Source organism: Bacillus cereus group sp. MYBK245-2, assembly GCF_051916145.1.
Classification (GTDB): domain Bacteria; phylum Bacillota; class Bacilli; order Bacillales; family Bacillaceae_G; genus Bacillus_A; species Bacillus_A pacificus.
The window spans coordinates 245,404-259,618 of the sequence record NZ_JBQAGB010000006.1 but is presented as its reverse complement, the minus strand read 5'-3'; the positions used below and the strand labels follow the sequence as shown (position 1 = coordinate 259,618).

Below are 14,215 nucleotides of genomic sequence, written 5' to 3'. Positions count from 1 at the left end.
CCGTTTAAATAACGTAAAACGATTTGTATTTTTTCATCAGCTGTAAATTTAGCCATAGAAAAACTGCACCTCCAATTGTTAGACTGTGTCTAACAATTGGGGTGCAGTTCAAATTTATCAGCTCTTTTATTCGATATTAATTGTTGTTTTACTGTTTTTTTCTTCTTTCAATTTTGGCAATTCAATTGTCAGTACGCCATCTTTATAATTTGCTTTAACATTTTCTTCCTCAACTCGTTGAAAATTAAAGCGTCGAGTTACAGAACCTATAGAACGTTCTTTACGAATATACATGCCATTCTCATTTTTTTCTTCTACTTCATTATGATTAGTTGCTTGAATCGTTAATACATCTTGTTCAAATTCAACTTGAATGTTTTCTTTTTGAAAACCAGGTAAATCTGCTTTTACTGTATATTTATCAGACTGTTCATGAACATCTACTTTAAAAGTATCCATATTCATCGGTTTAAAGAAAGCATCTGTCATCCCTTCTAATAAAGAAGGCCCAAAATCAAAAATACCATTTTGACGTTTTGTTATCTCTGGAAATAAATTACGCATATTTTTTCCTCCTTATTATTTATGAATGAAAGATTATCTCTTTCTGTCTTTATTATAACACTTGGTCAAAAAAGGTCAAAGATTTTGTTTGACCTTTTTTGATGTATATTTTACCAAATAAAACAAATAAGTTATATGACATCTCTCCCTCTTATAAAGAGGAAAATATTAACATAACAACGAATAGTATATTTGCTCTTATTTTTCTTACGGAGGTTACATACAATGGGGTATATTGAAGAACTTAGAAAAATTGTCGGATCCAGACCACTCAATCTAGCAGGAGTTGCTGTAGCTGTTTTCAATAAACAAGGACAAATATTACTTCAACAAAGGCAGAATGGTATTTGGGGTGTCCCTGGTGGATTCGTTGAACTTGGTGAATCAACAGAAGAAGCTGGGAGACGAGAAGTGTTCGAAGAAACAGGAATTGAAATAGGAACCTTACAGTTAATAAGCGTATTTTCTGGAAAAGAATTTTTTGTAAAATTACCAAACGGGGATGAGTTTTATCCTATAACAATCGCATATCTTTGCAAAGACATTAAAGGCGGCTTGCTAAAAGCTGATGGGATCGAATCATTAAGTGTACAATTTTTTGATTTTGATAAGCTACCAGAGAATATTAGCCCATTTATAAAAAAATTAATTGAGCAAAACCTCGTCTCAATTTAAACGTAAAAAGAGACCTTTTTTAAAGGCCTCTTTTTTTCACTTCACTTCTGCGTTTAAGCAAGATTTAAAATGTCCAAGTGCAAATTCATGCCCTTGCGCACTAAAAGATGCAACTGCCTTTTCATAAACTACAATTTTAAATCCTTTGTTATAAGCGTCTACGGCTGTGTGAAGAACACAAATATCAGTACAAACCCCTACAAGATGCACTTCTTCTATTCCTCTTTCTCGTAACTTCATCTCTAGGTCTGTTCCTGCAAATGCACTATATCGTGTTTTATCCATGTAATATACATTCTCTGCATTTTTATATGTTTCGTACACATCTTGTAATTCACCAAACAAATCTCTTCCATTTGTACCCGTTATGTTATGAGGCGGGAATAATTTTGATTCAGGATGATATACATCATTTTCTTCATGTTTATCGATCGCAAAGACAACGTAATCTCCATTTTCAATATATTGCTTCGTTATATGTACAATTTCTTTCTCAATTTCTTGGCCCGGCTTACCGCAAGTTAAAGCACCTTTCTCAGCTACAAAATCATATGTATAATCAATATTTATAAGAGCTCGTTTCATTAACTATCTCTCCTTCTCCTGTTTCACAGTAAACAATAGAAAATTTGTTATTACGACATCGTACGTACTATTCGACATTTCAAATGAAATACCTACATTTTTCTTCTGAAACTTACCTTATTCCGAGTTTATCATATAATAGCTAAACAAGGGTAAAATAAATAGCCCCTATTAATAAGTCATGAATTTGATAATGGAGCGTAACTTGCATAACCTCCTATATCATAAACCAAATTACTGACATCATCATATTAATCAAGAAGATACAAATACACCGATTCACCTCTTCAACCTCTTTTTCTGTCATAGTAGTAACGAGTGATCTCTTCCTAATTTAATCATATTAGAAAACGAAACAAGTGATTCACTATTACATCCTCTAGTATAAACAAAAAAGTACACTACTTTTTGAGTAATGTACTTTTTATTCTTCTTATGACGCTGGTTTTGTTTCGAATGTTGCCTGATTAAAACTAATAACCTTTCCTTTCGGATCATTGTTTTCATACTGAACTGCCGTAATCGTATGACTACCTGTTTCAAGCGTCTTTTCTTTTAATTGTACTGTTGTCTGTGTTGTACTAGTTACTTGATATTTATCTGCAAACACTCGATCTACAAATACGAATGTTTCTTTATCATTTTGAAAATTAGAGAGCTCTAATTCAACGTGTTGAATTAAAGTATCCTTTTTAATGAATACAGCTGGTATATTACCATTCTCAGAAGTACCGTCTGGTGTAATAACTTTTACTTTTCCTTCTCCGACTGGCACTGCTCCTTCAGGAAATACTACTATATTCTCATTACTTGCGTTTACAACTCTTTCTTCCTGCTTTGATTGCGCACCCTCTTTTTCTTGTGGAGCGCCGCAACCGGCTAATAACAATACAGACAATCCAGTGATTATGAATTTTTTCAAAATTCATCCCCCCTGTCATTTCATTATAATTTATTATACAAAAATAACTTTTAAATTTTAAAACTATTTTCAACACTTTCATGAACAAATAGAATATTGCTCACGATTAATGTATCATACTTTCCTTAATAGAACATTAATTTTTTTATGAAATAAATTGGGATAAATAGTAATTCCCTCTTATCTATCATTTTAGCCTAACAGATTAATTACATACCTATCCAAAATAAAAAGACATTGTTTATTCAATGTCTTTTTATTTTGAGCTTTAAAAAACAAATGTTGTAATCTCATCTACTTCTTTTCTTGGAAGTTTCTTCGGCTTATCTTTCGGAAAACCGAGCGATATAACCATATTTATTTGTTTTTCAGGCTCAATTTGTAAATATTGTCGTAGTTCATCTTGAGCTAACAATACCGGTCCTGTCATTGGGCATGTCCCAAGCCCCTTCGCATGTGCAGCCAACATTAAGTTTTGTGCCGCTAAACAACTGCTCTTAATTCCTTCTTCTTCCCAAACTGAATCTGGAACAAAAGCAATCGGATCAAATATCTTTTCACGAAACTTTGATTCATATGGCGTTGCCAAACATACGATTAATACTGGTGCCTCCGAGAAGGCTGTTGCATATGGTCCGAAAGAACGTGTAAGTAATTTCCCCGCTTTCTCTTCTCCGTTTTTTGCCGCTTTTGCCGCAAGTTTATGTAATGCATCCCATGTCATTTGTTCAATTTCTTTAATTTTCTCTCGGTTCATAATGACCAAGAACTCCCAAGTTTGTGAGTTCGTATCACTCGGTGCATAACGAGCACAATCAATAATATCTTTTATATCACTAGTGGCTACTTCTTGTTCCGTGAACTTTCTAACACTTCGTCTACCGTGAATTACTTCTTTAAAATCTTCATAATTCATACATTAAATCCCCTTTTTACAGCGTTTTCAAATCTTGTCCTATGCTTGAATTATATCATGAAAAAAAAGCTGGAGTAATACCAGCTTTTTTCTTCAATATTAGTTCGTAACTTTAAACAAACGAATACTTTCTTCATATGCAACTTGGAGTTTCTTTGTAATCGGTCCTTTTTCGCCTTTTCCGAACTGCTCGTCACCAATTTGAACGACTGGGAATATTTCAAGTGGCGTCGCTGTGAAGAAGCATTCATCGGCCTCATACACTTCTTGAAGTGAAAATTCTCTTTCTTCTACTTCAATATGTAACTCTTTCGCTAATGTAATAACGTAGTGACGTGTAATGCCGTGTAGAATGAAATTGTCAGCCGGATGTGTAATCAATTTATTATTTTTCACCATAAAGAAATTTGAATGACACCCTTCCGTTACAATTCCTTCTCGTACTAATATCGCTTCTTGATAGCCTTGTTCGTTTATTTTATTTTTAATCATAATATTAGGTAGCAGATTTAAGGATTTTATATGACAAAACTTCCAGCGTATATCCTCTTCTACAGTAACTTTTATTCCTCGTTCCATAGCCGTGATTGGCCTTGGAAAAGAAACAATGTTTGCAAAATATGTTGGTTGCATATTTGACTCATATACATGATTACGTGCTTGAGCACCTCTTGATATTTGCAAATATACATTACCATCTTCTTGAAATTGATTTTTTTCAATCATTTGATATAACTCTTCCACTAACTCTTCCTTAGTAAACGGTGGAATTAATTTTATTTCTTCCATAGAATGAAAGAATCGTTCTAAATGTAAATCTAATAAATGTGGCTTCCCATCATATAGTCTGAATACCTCGTATATACCATCACCAAATTGAAAGCCTCTCTCCTCTAATGGAATCATCGGCTGTTCTTCCTTCGTATTTACAATTCTTCCGTTAAATAAAACCCAATCTTTATGAGTAGCTTTCATTTATTCCCACTCCTTTATTTCATGATTATTTTAATTGTACAACTTATGCACACTCAAAAGAAGGAATTTTCTGTATTTTAACAAAATAAAAAGTGCATCACCTATTTAAAGTGATGCACTAGATTATTCATTTACTTCAGAAAATATTTTTCAATATCATCTAACATAAGATTTGCAGCTACAATACCACCTGCTGTATTCCAAATCACTTCATCTACTTGGAATACTTTATTATCTTTAGAAGCCTGCAGTTGTTTAAATAGTGGATCTTCTGTCCATTCTTTTGCTAATGTATTTCCTTCATTATTCTTATCCGCGTCTTTATCAGATGTGAAATAGAATAAATAATCCCCGTCCATATTTGGAATTTGCTCTTTTGTAATTCCTTTAATTGCAAATTCATCTTTATCTTGTAATGGTGGTCGTTTAAATCCAATATCATTTAATACAACACCTGAGAATGAATTTTTTTGATAAATACGAACATCACCAGGGACGAAGCGAATAATTGAAACTTTAGAATTAATTTTATCACCTAATTGTCCTTTTATTGCTGCAATACGCTTTTTATAATCATTTAGAGCATTTTGCCCTTCTTTTTCTTTATTTACAGCTTTTGTATAAAGTGTGAAGTTTTCTTTCCAATCACCGCGTAATGTTTCAGCATATACTGTTGGCGCGATTTCTTTTAACTGCTCGTATATTTTTTCGTGACGCATTTTATTTCCTATAATTAAATCCGGCTGAAGCTTCATTACTGCTTCTAAATTAATGTCACGCTCAGTTCCTACTACTTTCGTATTTTTTAACTCTTTCGCTAAATGAGGATACCATTCATCACCAGCTCGTGGTTTCGTCGTTCCAACTGGCGTTACTCCAACAGTTAAAAGTGCCTCAGCACCCTCATTTGTTAAAACAACAACTCTTTTTGGCGTACCATTTACTGTCGTTTCGCCCATTGCATGCTTTATACTATAAGAATCTTTTGCCTTTACTAATGTATCTTTATCTTTCTTCTCTTCTTCTTTACCGCACCCTGCGATTACGACCATTAGTAACATAACGCAAAGTATAAGAATATTTTTAGTGCGTGTCATAAGCCCTCCTAGATGAAATTGATTATCATTTACACTTAAAGATTAATGTATATCTCATACATTGTCAATAGATATATCAGAAAACTTTTTCAATATATATAATTCCGCCCTCATTTTTATTCAAAATATTTTTGTACCTATTTACTACTCAAATTTTTTAAGCGTAACATGTAAAAAAGTAATGGGCATAAGAAAGTAATTGTAATTCCAGTCAATACATAACGTAAATAAAAAAACCGCCTTATGTAAGGCGGTTTCTATCATTTTGCTTTAACCAATTTAATATAAATATATACGATTGATAGTGAATATAACGTATGCAAAATAAAAGAAATAAAAGGGCTATGCCAGTGGTACTATACAGCAAACCGAACTTTAAAAAAACATTTAAAAGAGGTGGAAAGTTCGTTATGTTTTGTAATGTAAGTAGCATACAAAACAAAAGGAAAAACACTGGAGCATATTGTAATTCATACGGCTTTCTCTTCTTATTCATTCTTTTTCGAATAAACATATGGCTTAGCTCCGCTACTAAAAAACACCCTCCAATTAATACAAGACCAGAAGTCATCGTCATACATCCACCTGCCTTATATTTATCCCGCATAACTACTCATCGCTATATTTTCTTCACATATATTCCGTCTTCCACATTAAATCCAAAGCTCTCTATGAAAGATTTCACTGGTTCTGTTAATTCCGTTTGTAATACCTTTATCTCTTTCACATTTCTTTCTTTCATCATCATTTCAAATGTGAAATATGTATTTGTCCCATAACCGTAACTTTGATAGTCAAAGTGAATAATTAACTGAGATAAAATCGCAGTCTCCCCTTGAACACGATAATCTATTACACCAATATATGTATCATCGACTTTCACACAATACTGTACCTGTTTCTCACTTAAACTATGTGAGCGAAACATTTCTTTTACAACGTTTTCATTTTCTACAGTTACTTTTTCAAACGTAATCATATGTTGTCCATCCTTTTACTATTATTGTATCAATAATACGTCCTATTTATGAAAAAAACCTTAAGACCATATACGATCTTAAGGTTTTTCTAATTAAACTAAGCTATACGCACGTTTCGTTTCTTCGTGGAACTTATTCGTATCGTATTTATGCTCAACATAAATTTGATGCCATACCATAAACGCAAGTACAGTCCAAATTTTACGGCTATAATCGCCTTTATCTGCACAATGTGCTTCCAGTAAGTTTAATACATACTGTTTGTCGATTAAATGCTCTGTCTTACTCTCGTTTATAATATTGATAGCCCAATCATGCATTTCGTCTTTTAACCAGTGACGAATTGGTACTGGGAATCCAAGTTTTTTACGATCTAATACGTGATCTGGAACGATTCCGCGTGCTGCTTCACGTAAAATAGCTTTCGTAGTTCCGTTAGCAATCTTAAATTCAGTTGGAATTTTAGATGCAACATCGAATACTTCTTTATCTAAGAACGGTACACGAAGTTCTAATGAGTTTGCCATTGTCATTTTATCAGCTTTTAATAAAATGTCACCGCGTAACCATGTGAACATGTCAATGTACTGCATTTTGCTTACATCATCATAATCTTTAATTTCGTTATACAATGGTTTCGTGATATCCATATAGTTAACACTTTCATTGTAATACTTCATTAATTCAGCTTTCTCTTCTTCACGGAAGATTTTCGCGTTTCCATAGTAACGCTCTTCAATTGGCGTACATCCACGCTCTAGGAAGCTCTTTCCTTTAAAGCCTTCTTTAAGAGCACCACTTAGTGCTTTTAGAACGCTCTTACCTGGGCTAGGAATGTAAGAGAACATTTTCAGTGAGTTTGGCTCACGATAAATGTTATAACCACCAAATAGCTCGTCTGCACCTTCGCCTGAAAGAACAACTGTTACATGCTTACGTGCTTCTTTAGCAACGAAGTACAACGGTACAGCTGCTGGATCTGCTAAAGGATCATCCATATGCCAAATGATTTTTGGGAACTCATCCATAAACTCTTTCGCTGAAATGAATACGTTATGGTTTTTAACGCCTAATTTCTCAGCAGTTTCTTTCGCAACATCAACTTCACTGAAACCACGTTGCTCAAACCCAACAGAGAATGTTAAAAGATTTGGATTCATTTCTCTTGCGATAGAAGCGATGATAGATGAATCGATACCACCAGATAAGAATGAACCTACTGGTACATCACTGCGCATATGCACTTTTACTGAATCATATAACACATCACGAATTGCTTGGATATGCTCCTCTTTCGTTGCACTTGAAGCATTGAAATAAGGTTTCCAGTAGCGATGGATTTCCATCTCTTTACCGATTTCTTTTACGAAATAATGACCAGGTTCGATTTTATTAACATCAATTGTTAATGTTTCTGGCTCTGGACCATATTGGTACGTAAAATAATGTTGTAATGACGTTGGGTTAACGCCTTTATCTTCCATCACATGCATAATACTTTTCTTCTCAGATGCGAAGAATGTAGTATCACCTTGTTGTGCGATGTATAAAGGTTTAATACCGAAGTGGTCACGTGCACCGAAAAGTTTCTTTTCTTCACGATCCCAAATCATAAATGCAAACATACCACGAAGGTAGTCTACACATTTTTCTTTCATATGTGCATACAATGCAATGATAACTTCTGTATCAGATTGCGTTGCAAACGTTGCACCTTTTTCAAGTAACATTTCACGTAATTCTACATAGTTGTAAATTTCACCATTAAAAATAATTACATATCGATCATTTTCATAAGTTAGCGGCTGATGTCCTGCCTCTAAGTCAATGATACTTAAACGGCGGAAGCCAAATTGTACATGCTCATCACGAAAATATCCTTCGTCATCTGGACCACGGTGGAAAATCATCGTGTTCATATTTTCAAATTGATGTTTTTCTGTTTCTGAAAACTCTCTAGGGTTTTCACATAAACATCCTACAAAACCACACATACTTCTTACCCTCTTTCAGTTTTCATTCTGTCTCTATACTACTATATCAACCCTATTTATACTAGCATAATCAACTGAATATGGCGACCAAAAACTATAAAAAAATCACTCCATTTCACATTTTTAACAATTTTTTATGAAAACATGAAAATTAGGCAATCACCTTTCTCCGCTTTTGTCATATGATATTGCAAATTGATTTCTAGGAGGGAATACCATGAGTGAAGAAAAAAAAGACTCTTCTCGCCCACCGGTTCGCAATTATTTAAAGCAAATTGATGATTTCTTCGAGCAAACACCACTTCGCAATGTAATTGCTGATTTAAATCATTTTTTCCAAAAAGGAAATCGTTTATTAACATTCCCTGTAGATTTATACGAAGTTGGCGAAGAACTCGTTGTTACAGCTGAACTACCAGGTATACAAAAAGAACAAATTCAAATTGAAATACAAAATGAATACTTAAAAGTCTCTGTAAAAGAAGAGATACTGGAAGAAGAAGAGCAAACATCCCATAACTATTATCGCCGAGAACGTTCCATTTCAGAAGCATCAAGATTAATTAAGTTGCCGTATTCAATTAATAAAAAAGTAGCGAAAGCTTCATATCAAAATGGCGTGTTAGAAATTCGGGCACCAAAACTTCCACAGCAACATGACATTTTATCCATAGACTAATGTAAAAAAGAAGGGTGCTTTAATCTGCACCCCTCTTTTTATTCTGCTAATCGTTTCATATCACGTATAATGTCTTCATACGGCGTATTGCTAATACCATTATACTTTTTCATTACTTTTCCGTTTTGATCAATTAAATAAAATGATGTTCCATGTATAACTTGACCATTCTCTGGTTTATCTACAAGTGATTGGAAATTATCTTTTGAAAACTTTGTAATATCTTCTAACGAATAACCTGTTAACAGGTTCCAGTTACTTGTATCTTCTGTAAACTTTTGAATGAAAGCTTTCAAGTTTTCTGGCTTATCAAGGTCAGGATCTACGCTAAATGATACAAACTGAACATCTAATTTCTCTTCCTTCGCCATTTTCTGTAATTTTGCCATATTAGCTGTCATTGGCGGACAAACTGTTTGACAGTTTGTGAACATAAAATCTGCAACCCAAACTTTCCCTTTTAAATCTTTTGTACCAAATGGCTTTCCATCTTGATTTGTAAATTGGAAAGTTTCTAAATCCCAATTTAATGGTTTACGAAGCTTTGAACCTGATCCACTACATCCAGCAAGTACAAAGAGACAAAATACAACCATAAGACCAATTATTTTTTGATAACGCTTCATTTATAAACCTCTTTTCTCTATCCTAAATTTAAATAGGCTATGCTTATCATAACAAAAGTTAACACTACGAGAAAATTGTTTACTACATTTGTTCACGAAATCGTACGAATTTACGTATGTTACTTCTTTATTTCAAGCGAATTACTAGACAAAATATATTTTTTCACTATTATTTCTCTAAATAGAAGTTGCAAAACTAATTTTATTGTTACTTTTGTAAATAGATCCCCCTATTTTTTAACAATTCCTTAAACATTCATCCATGTTATACACTGTATTCCTTAACAACATTTCGGTACAATACAATTACAACGATTTTAAATGAGGTGATGTTCATGGCAAAGCGCTATGAAAATATGGATAATGTGAGTACAAAAAAATCAATTCGCTCTTTTATACGCTGGCGTAAAGAACGAAAGCAAAACAAAAAAGATTTTTCTTTCTTAGTAGAACAATCACCCGTTAAACAAAGTGCATTTTTGCAAAGTAATGTTGAAAAAACGACTGTCACATGGATTGGGCATTCCACTTTTCTTATCCAAACGAATGGACTTAATATATTAACGGATCCAGTATGGGCCAATAAATTGAAGCTAGTCCCAAGACTTACTAAACCTGGTCTTTCTATACAAGAACTACCTAAAATTGATATTGTCCTCATTTCACATGGTCATTATGATCATTTAGATTTTTCAACACTTCGCCAACTTAATGATGACGTATTATACTTAGTACCCATTGGGCTAAAAAAATTATTTACTCGTAAAAAATTCAACAATGTAGAAGAGTATAAATGGTGGGAAAGTACGACTATTGATGATGTTTCCTTTCACTTCGTACCTGCTCAGCACTGGACGAGAAGATCATTATTTGATATGAACACATCTCACTGGGGTGGATGGATTATTAAAAATGACAATGTGGAGGAAACCATTTATTTTTGTGGAGACAGTGGCTATTTCCAAGGTTTCAAAGAAATTGGCAAACGCTTTTCAATTGATATTGCCCTTATGCCAATTGGAGCTTATGAACCAGAATGGTTTATGAAAATATCTCACGTTTCACCTGAAGAAGCAGTGCAAGCTTATTTAGATTTAAATGCTACACACTTTATACCAATGCATTACGGAGCTTTTGCACTCGCCGATGAAACACCTCGTGAGGCAATAACAAGACTTCGAAATAATTGGAATTTACGTATGTTACCGTGGGAACAACTGCATGTACTCTTTTTAGGTCAAACTTTCACTTATAATGGCGAAACACATGCTAAGAAAGTGAATGAAAAAATTAACACATTACATGTATAACGTAACTACTTATCTTCTATATCCAACATATACTATAGAAAATCATAAAGTGAAACTTTAATTAGTGGGTGTTTTCTATGAATGAATATTTACAGACTCGCTATATCATTAGCGGGAGTGCCTGTATAGCCCTTCTTATTTCTTACTTTCTATTCACATAAAAAAGCTACTTGAAATAAATTTCAAGTAGCTTTTTTATTACTCTGCTAAATACATAAATCCGATTGCACCCGGACCTGTATGAGTACTAATAATAGGCGTTGTAAAGAAAATTTCTGATTTAGCAAATCCACTTACTTTTTCAACAGCCGCTTTTACATTTTCAGCTAAAGGAATTGCTTTCGCATGCGGAATTGCCACAGCTTTTATAACTTTCCCAGCTGTATCTTCCTCAAATAACTTAGCTAACGTTTTTACAATTTGACCTTGGCTACGCACTTTCGTTACAGGGTTATAAACACCATCTTCAAGGCTAGCAATTGGTTTTATATTAAGCAACGAACCGATAAACGCTTTTCCTTTACCGATACGCCCACCCTTCACTAAGTTTTCTAATGTATCTACTACTACATATAAACGAGTATTCTTCCTTACTTCATCTACACGTTTTAAAATTTCTTCTAGTGAGCGTCCTTCATTTGCCATTTTCGCAGCTTCAACTACTTGATATGCTAAAGCATGTGTAATAAATTGCGAATCAACAACTGTTACTTTTGTGTCGGTCATTGATGCAGCACTATTTGCAGTTGCCACAGTACCACTCATTCCACTTGTCATATGAATGGAAAGTACTTCACTTCCATCTTCACCTAACTTGTCATACATTTCTACAAATGTACCCATTGCTGGTTGTGATGTTTTTGGTAGTTCCTCTGATTTAATCATTTCTTCAATAAATTCATCTGGTTGTAGATCAACGCGATCTAAATATGTTTGTCCATTTACAGAGATTGATAATGGTAGAACATGAATGTCATATTTCTCAATTACCTCTTGTGATAAATCTGCCGTTGAATCTGTTACAATTTTAATTTTTTGCATATTATATTCTTCCCTTTCCAATACGCTCTCCTTGTTATTATACTAGTATTCCCATTGCTTTCAACAATTTGAAACGAAATTTCATTAAATTAATTATATTTTTATATCTAAAATGAAAAAGACAGAGCTCTTAACCCTGTCCCCACTCTATATCATGCATTTTTTTCAAGAGTATTTGTTTTATATACATTTAAATAATCATTCCACTTCAAACAATTTTGTAAATATTCACGGAAAGAATACGAAAATCTTGGGTGCTTTTGTTTTTGAATTTTTGCAATAAATAATTGAAGACGAGACTGTATTAGAAACGATAATGGATGCTGCGCTTGTAGGACAGGGATTTCAAATATTTTAATACACTCCCCTGTTGAATGAGTGAAATAAAAACTTTTCGTAATCACAATATCAATCCTCTTTTTCATTGGATTTTTGAACTTCTTCTACTTTACGCTGTAACACGTTGTTTAAAGTGGCGACTCCCATGAATACAAAAGTATCCTTAGACAATCTCTGTAGTCCTTATGGTTAAAAGATTTATACTCTATTCATCTTCACCTAATCCATCCCCCATCCTAAATTCCTAATAAGACAAGGACTCGTTATCCGTATATTGCTTAATATATTCAGTATAAACTTATAAAAGCGCAAAGTTTGTCTAAATTTTGGAGATTCTATAATTTTTTTCTTCTCTATATTGTATACGTTTATAACTAGAGTATAACAAATAAATAAAAAAAGTGCCTTTATAACGAGGCACTTTTCGACTGAATTTCTTCTTCTCTTTTCTTTTTTCGCTTATTAACAATCTTTGATAAAGCGATACTAATTTCATAAATACAAATAAGCGGTACCGCAACTAAACTATGTGATAAAAAATCTGGCGGTGATATACACGATGCAATGATAATCAATGCTACGTAAGCATACCTTCTTATTTTTATTAGAAATTCCGCCGTCAATAGTCCAATACTCGTTAAAAACATTACTACTACTGGTAATTCAAAAATTACAGCAAATGGAACTGTTAAATTAAGAACAAAATGAAAATACTTTTCTGTCGTAAACATCGTATTAAACATTTCATTACCTATAGTAGTTAAAAAATGAAATAAAAACGGCATTACAACGAAATATCCAAAGCATAAACCTGCAATAAATAATATAGACAATACCGGTATATACATTAACGTCATCTTTTGTTCATTTGGATGTAAACCCGGTTTTACAAATAACCAAATTTGTATAGCAGCAAAAGGAATTGTACAAACGATAGCAAATACTGTAGCAATCGAGAAAAAAATCCACAATACATCACTTGGACCGAGAACAGTTAATTTCATTGGTAAGTCTTTTACAAGCCAAAAATAAATATCCTTCGTAAAAGTAAACCCAACAATTAAAAATAGTACAAAGGATAACACGGTATATATTACTCGTTTGCGAAGCTCAACTATATGTTCTACTACACTCATTTCCCGATCTTCCATCTCGTTCACCACACTTTATTTATCCATTTCGAAGAAAATTCATTACATTTTTTCTTTCTTTTCCTTCTCTTGAAATGCATCATCAGTCAATTCTTTCGTTGATTTTTTGAATTCTTTTAACGTTTCCCCTAAAGCCTTTCCGATTTCCGGCAATTTTTTCGGCCCAAATAAAATAAGTACAGCTACTAAAATTAAAATTAATCCTGGAAAGCCAATATTTGAAAACATTTCCCCATCCCCTTTATTAGTAGATTCCTTGTCCTACTATTACATAATTTTATTTTGTCAAAAAAGTTTGAAAACGTCAACAAATCCATTGGCTTTTGTCAAAAAAATTCAAAAATATAATCAATTATACAAA

General features: G+C 33.1%; 17 protein-coding genes and 1 pseudogene. 3 read left to right on the top strand and 15 right to left on the bottom strand.

Annotated elements, in window-relative coordinates:
* Nucleotides 1–126 precede the first annotated feature (126 nt).
* Nucleotides 127–564: an Hsp20/alpha crystallin family protein gene (locus ACTFRN_RS13410; RefSeq protein ID WP_074568032.1), complete on the bottom strand. Its 438-nt coding sequence runs from the start codon at nucleotides 562–564 to the stop codon at nucleotides 127–129.
* A gap of 225 nt (nucleotides 565–789) precedes the next feature.
* On the opposite strand from ACTFRN_RS13410, the gene ACTFRN_RS13405 reads away from it, so the two are divergent.
* Nucleotides 790–1,239, top strand: coding sequence for an NUDIX hydrolase (locus ACTFRN_RS13405; RefSeq protein ID WP_000540510.1), 450 nt, complete (start codon nucleotides 790–792; stop codon nucleotides 1,237–1,239).
* Nucleotides 1,240–1,275: 36 nt separating this feature from the next.
* On the opposite strand, the gene ACTFRN_RS13400 is transcribed toward ACTFRN_RS13405, so the two are convergent.
* The 9 genes and pseudogenes from ACTFRN_RS13400 to asnB form a co-directional block, all read right to left on the bottom strand.
* Nucleotides 1,276–1,824 (bottom strand): cysteine hydrolase family protein, encoded by a 549-nt coding sequence (locus ACTFRN_RS13400; protein WP_000816765.1) that lies wholly within the window; start codon nucleotides 1,822–1,824, stop codon nucleotides 1,276–1,278.
* 433 nt (nucleotides 1,825–2,257) lie between these two features.
* Nucleotides 2,258–2,746: a hypothetical protein gene (locus ACTFRN_RS13395; protein WP_000713485.1), complete on the bottom strand. Its 489-nt coding sequence runs from the start codon at nucleotides 2,744–2,746 to the stop codon at nucleotides 2,258–2,260.
* A gap of 268 nt (nucleotides 2,747–3,014) precedes the next feature.
* Nucleotides 3,015–3,662, bottom strand: coding sequence for a nitroreductase family protein (locus ACTFRN_RS13390; RefSeq protein ID WP_001105292.1), 648 nt, complete (start codon nucleotides 3,660–3,662; stop codon nucleotides 3,015–3,017).
* 99 nt (nucleotides 3,663–3,761) lie between these two features.
* Nucleotides 3,762–4,637, bottom strand: coding sequence for a D-amino-acid transaminase (dat, locus tag ACTFRN_RS13385; RefSeq protein ID WP_074568033.1), 876 nt, complete (start codon nucleotides 4,635–4,637; stop codon nucleotides 3,762–3,764).
* Nucleotides 4,638–4,768: 131 nt separating this feature from the next.
* Nucleotides 4,769–5,734 (bottom strand): ABC transporter substrate-binding protein, encoded by a 966-nt coding sequence (locus ACTFRN_RS13380; RefSeq protein WP_000198716.1) that lies wholly within the window; start codon nucleotides 5,732–5,734, stop codon nucleotides 4,769–4,771.
* Nucleotides 5,735–5,871: 137 nt separating this feature from the next.
* Nucleotides 5,872–5,967 (bottom strand): annotated as a pseudogene (locus ACTFRN_RS13375) (phosphatase PAP2 family protein); the annotation flags it as partial.
* A gap of 8 nt (nucleotides 5,968–5,975) precedes the next feature.
* On the bottom strand, nucleotides 5,976–6,305 hold the full coding sequence (locus ACTFRN_RS13370) for a hypothetical protein (protein WP_000200470.1): 330 nt from the start codon (nucleotides 6,303–6,305) through the stop codon (nucleotides 5,976–5,978).
* Nucleotides 6,306–6,353: 48 nt separating this feature from the next.
* Nucleotides 6,354–6,713: a GNAT family N-acetyltransferase gene (locus tag ACTFRN_RS13365; protein WP_000627505.1), complete on the bottom strand. Its 360-nt coding sequence runs from the start codon at nucleotides 6,711–6,713 to the stop codon at nucleotides 6,354–6,356.
* A gap of 93 nt (nucleotides 6,714–6,806) precedes the next feature.
* A complete protein-coding gene (gene asnB / locus ACTFRN_RS13360; protein WP_000333816.1) occupies nucleotides 6,807–8,708 on the bottom strand; it encodes an asparagine synthase (glutamine-hydrolyzing) in 1,902 nt (633 codons plus the stop codon).
* 217 nt (nucleotides 8,709–8,925) lie between these two features.
* Here asnB and ACTFRN_RS13355 point away from each other — a divergent pair, with 217 nt between their 5' ends.
* Nucleotides 8,926–9,387, top strand: a complete 462-nt coding sequence (locus ACTFRN_RS13355; protein WP_074568034.1) for an Hsp20/alpha crystallin family protein — start codon at nucleotides 8,926–8,928, stop codon at nucleotides 9,385–9,387.
* Nucleotides 9,388–9,425: 38 nt separating this feature from the next.
* Here ACTFRN_RS13355 and ACTFRN_RS13350 read toward each other — a convergent pair whose 3' ends face one another.
* Nucleotides 9,426–10,013, bottom strand: a complete 588-nt coding sequence (locus ACTFRN_RS13350) for an SCO family protein (protein ID WP_000833339.1) — start codon at nucleotides 10,011–10,013, stop codon at nucleotides 9,426–9,428.
* A 335-nt stretch (nucleotides 10,014–10,348) separates the two neighbouring features.
* Here ACTFRN_RS13350 and ACTFRN_RS13345 point away from each other — a divergent pair, with 335 nt between their 5' ends.
* The gene (locus ACTFRN_RS13345; RefSeq protein WP_001129621.1) at nucleotides 10,349–11,323 is read left to right on the top strand and encodes an MBL fold metallo-hydrolase; all 975 of its coding nucleotides are present in this window, start codon (nucleotides 10,349–10,351) and stop codon (nucleotides 11,321–11,323) included.
* A gap of 198 nt (nucleotides 11,324–11,521) precedes the next feature.
* Here the strand turns inward: ACTFRN_RS13345 and ACTFRN_RS13340 are convergent, their stop codons facing one another.
* From ACTFRN_RS13340 to ACTFRN_RS13325, 4 genes are all read right to left on the bottom strand, one after another.
* Nucleotides 11,522–12,364, bottom strand: a complete 843-nt coding sequence (locus tag ACTFRN_RS13340; protein ID WP_011040282.1) for a DegV family protein — start codon at nucleotides 12,362–12,364, stop codon at nucleotides 11,522–11,524.
* A 152-nt stretch (nucleotides 12,365–12,516) separates the two neighbouring features.
* Nucleotides 12,517–12,768 (bottom strand): DUF2535 family protein, encoded by a 252-nt coding sequence (locus tag ACTFRN_RS13335; protein WP_000629015.1) that lies wholly within the window; start codon nucleotides 12,766–12,768, stop codon nucleotides 12,517–12,519.
* Between the two features lie 342 nt (nucleotides 12,769–13,110).
* Entirely contained in the window at nucleotides 13,111–13,854 is a 744-nt protein-coding gene (gene tatC / locus ACTFRN_RS13330; RefSeq protein ID WP_000390138.1) for a twin-arginine translocase subunit TatC, read from the bottom strand.
* Nucleotides 13,855–13,896: 42 nt separating this feature from the next.
* The gene (locus ACTFRN_RS13325; protein ID WP_000492443.1) at nucleotides 13,897–14,082 is read right to left on the bottom strand and encodes a twin-arginine translocase TatA/TatE family subunit; all 186 of its coding nucleotides are present in this window, start codon (nucleotides 14,080–14,082) and stop codon (nucleotides 13,897–13,899) included.
* Between the last annotated feature and the right edge of the window lie 133 nt (nucleotides 14,083–14,215).

Excerpts from the sequence above, each read along its gene's own strand:
- ACTFRN_RS13410 (WP_074568032.1), bottom strand. The coding sequence starts at position 564 with ATGCGTAATTTATTTCCAGAGATAACAAAACGTCAAAATGGTATTTTT.
- ACTFRN_RS13345 (WP_001129621.1), top strand. The coding sequence starts at position 10,349 with ATGGCAAAGCGCTATGAAAATATGGATAATGTGAGTACAAAAAAATCA.
- ACTFRN_RS13350 (WP_000833339.1), bottom strand. The coding sequence starts at position 10,013 with ATGAAGCGTTATCAAAAAATAATTGGTCTTATGGTTGTATTTTGTCTC.
- ACTFRN_RS13355 (WP_074568034.1), top strand. The coding sequence starts at position 8,926 with ATGAGTGAAGAAAAAAAAGACTCTTCTCGCCCACCGGTTCGCAATTAT.
- ACTFRN_RS13370 (WP_000200470.1), bottom strand. The coding sequence starts at position 6,305 with ATGACTTCTGGTCTTGTATTAATTGGAGGGTGTTTTTTAGTAGCGGAG.
- ACTFRN_RS13400 (WP_000816765.1), bottom strand. The coding sequence starts at position 1,824 with ATGAAACGAGCTCTTATAAATATTGATTATACATATGATTTTGTAGCT.
- ACTFRN_RS13365 (WP_000627505.1), bottom strand. The coding sequence starts at position 6,713 with ATGATTACGTTTGAAAAAGTAACTGTAGAAAATGAAAACGTTGTAAAA.
- ACTFRN_RS13325 (WP_000492443.1), bottom strand. The coding sequence starts at position 14,082 with ATGTTTTCAAATATTGGCTTTCCAGGATTAATTTTAATTTTAGTAGCT.
- ACTFRN_RS13380 (WP_000198716.1), bottom strand. The coding sequence starts at position 5,734 with ATGACACGCACTAAAAATATTCTTATACTTTGCGTTATGTTACTAATG.
- ACTFRN_RS13390 (WP_001105292.1), bottom strand. The coding sequence starts at position 3,662 with ATGAATTATGAAGATTTTAAAGAAGTAATTCACGGTAGACGAAGTGTT.
- ACTFRN_RS13405 (WP_000540510.1), top strand. The coding sequence starts at position 790 with ATGGGGTATATTGAAGAACTTAGAAAAATTGTCGGATCCAGACCACTC.
- ACTFRN_RS13340 (WP_011040282.1), bottom strand. The coding sequence starts at position 12,364 with ATGCAAAAAATTAAAATTGTAACAGATTCAACGGCAGATTTATCACAA.
- dat (WP_074568033.1), bottom strand. The coding sequence starts at position 4,637 with ATGAAAGCTACTCATAAAGATTGGGTTTTATTTAACGGAAGAATTGTA.
- tatC (WP_000390138.1), bottom strand. The coding sequence starts at position 13,854 with ATGGAAGATCGGGAAATGAGTGTAGTAGAACATATAGTTGAGCTTCGC.
- asnB (WP_000333816.1), bottom strand. The coding sequence starts at position 8,708 with ATGTGTGGTTTTGTAGGATGTTTATGTGAAAACCCTAGAGAGTTTTCA.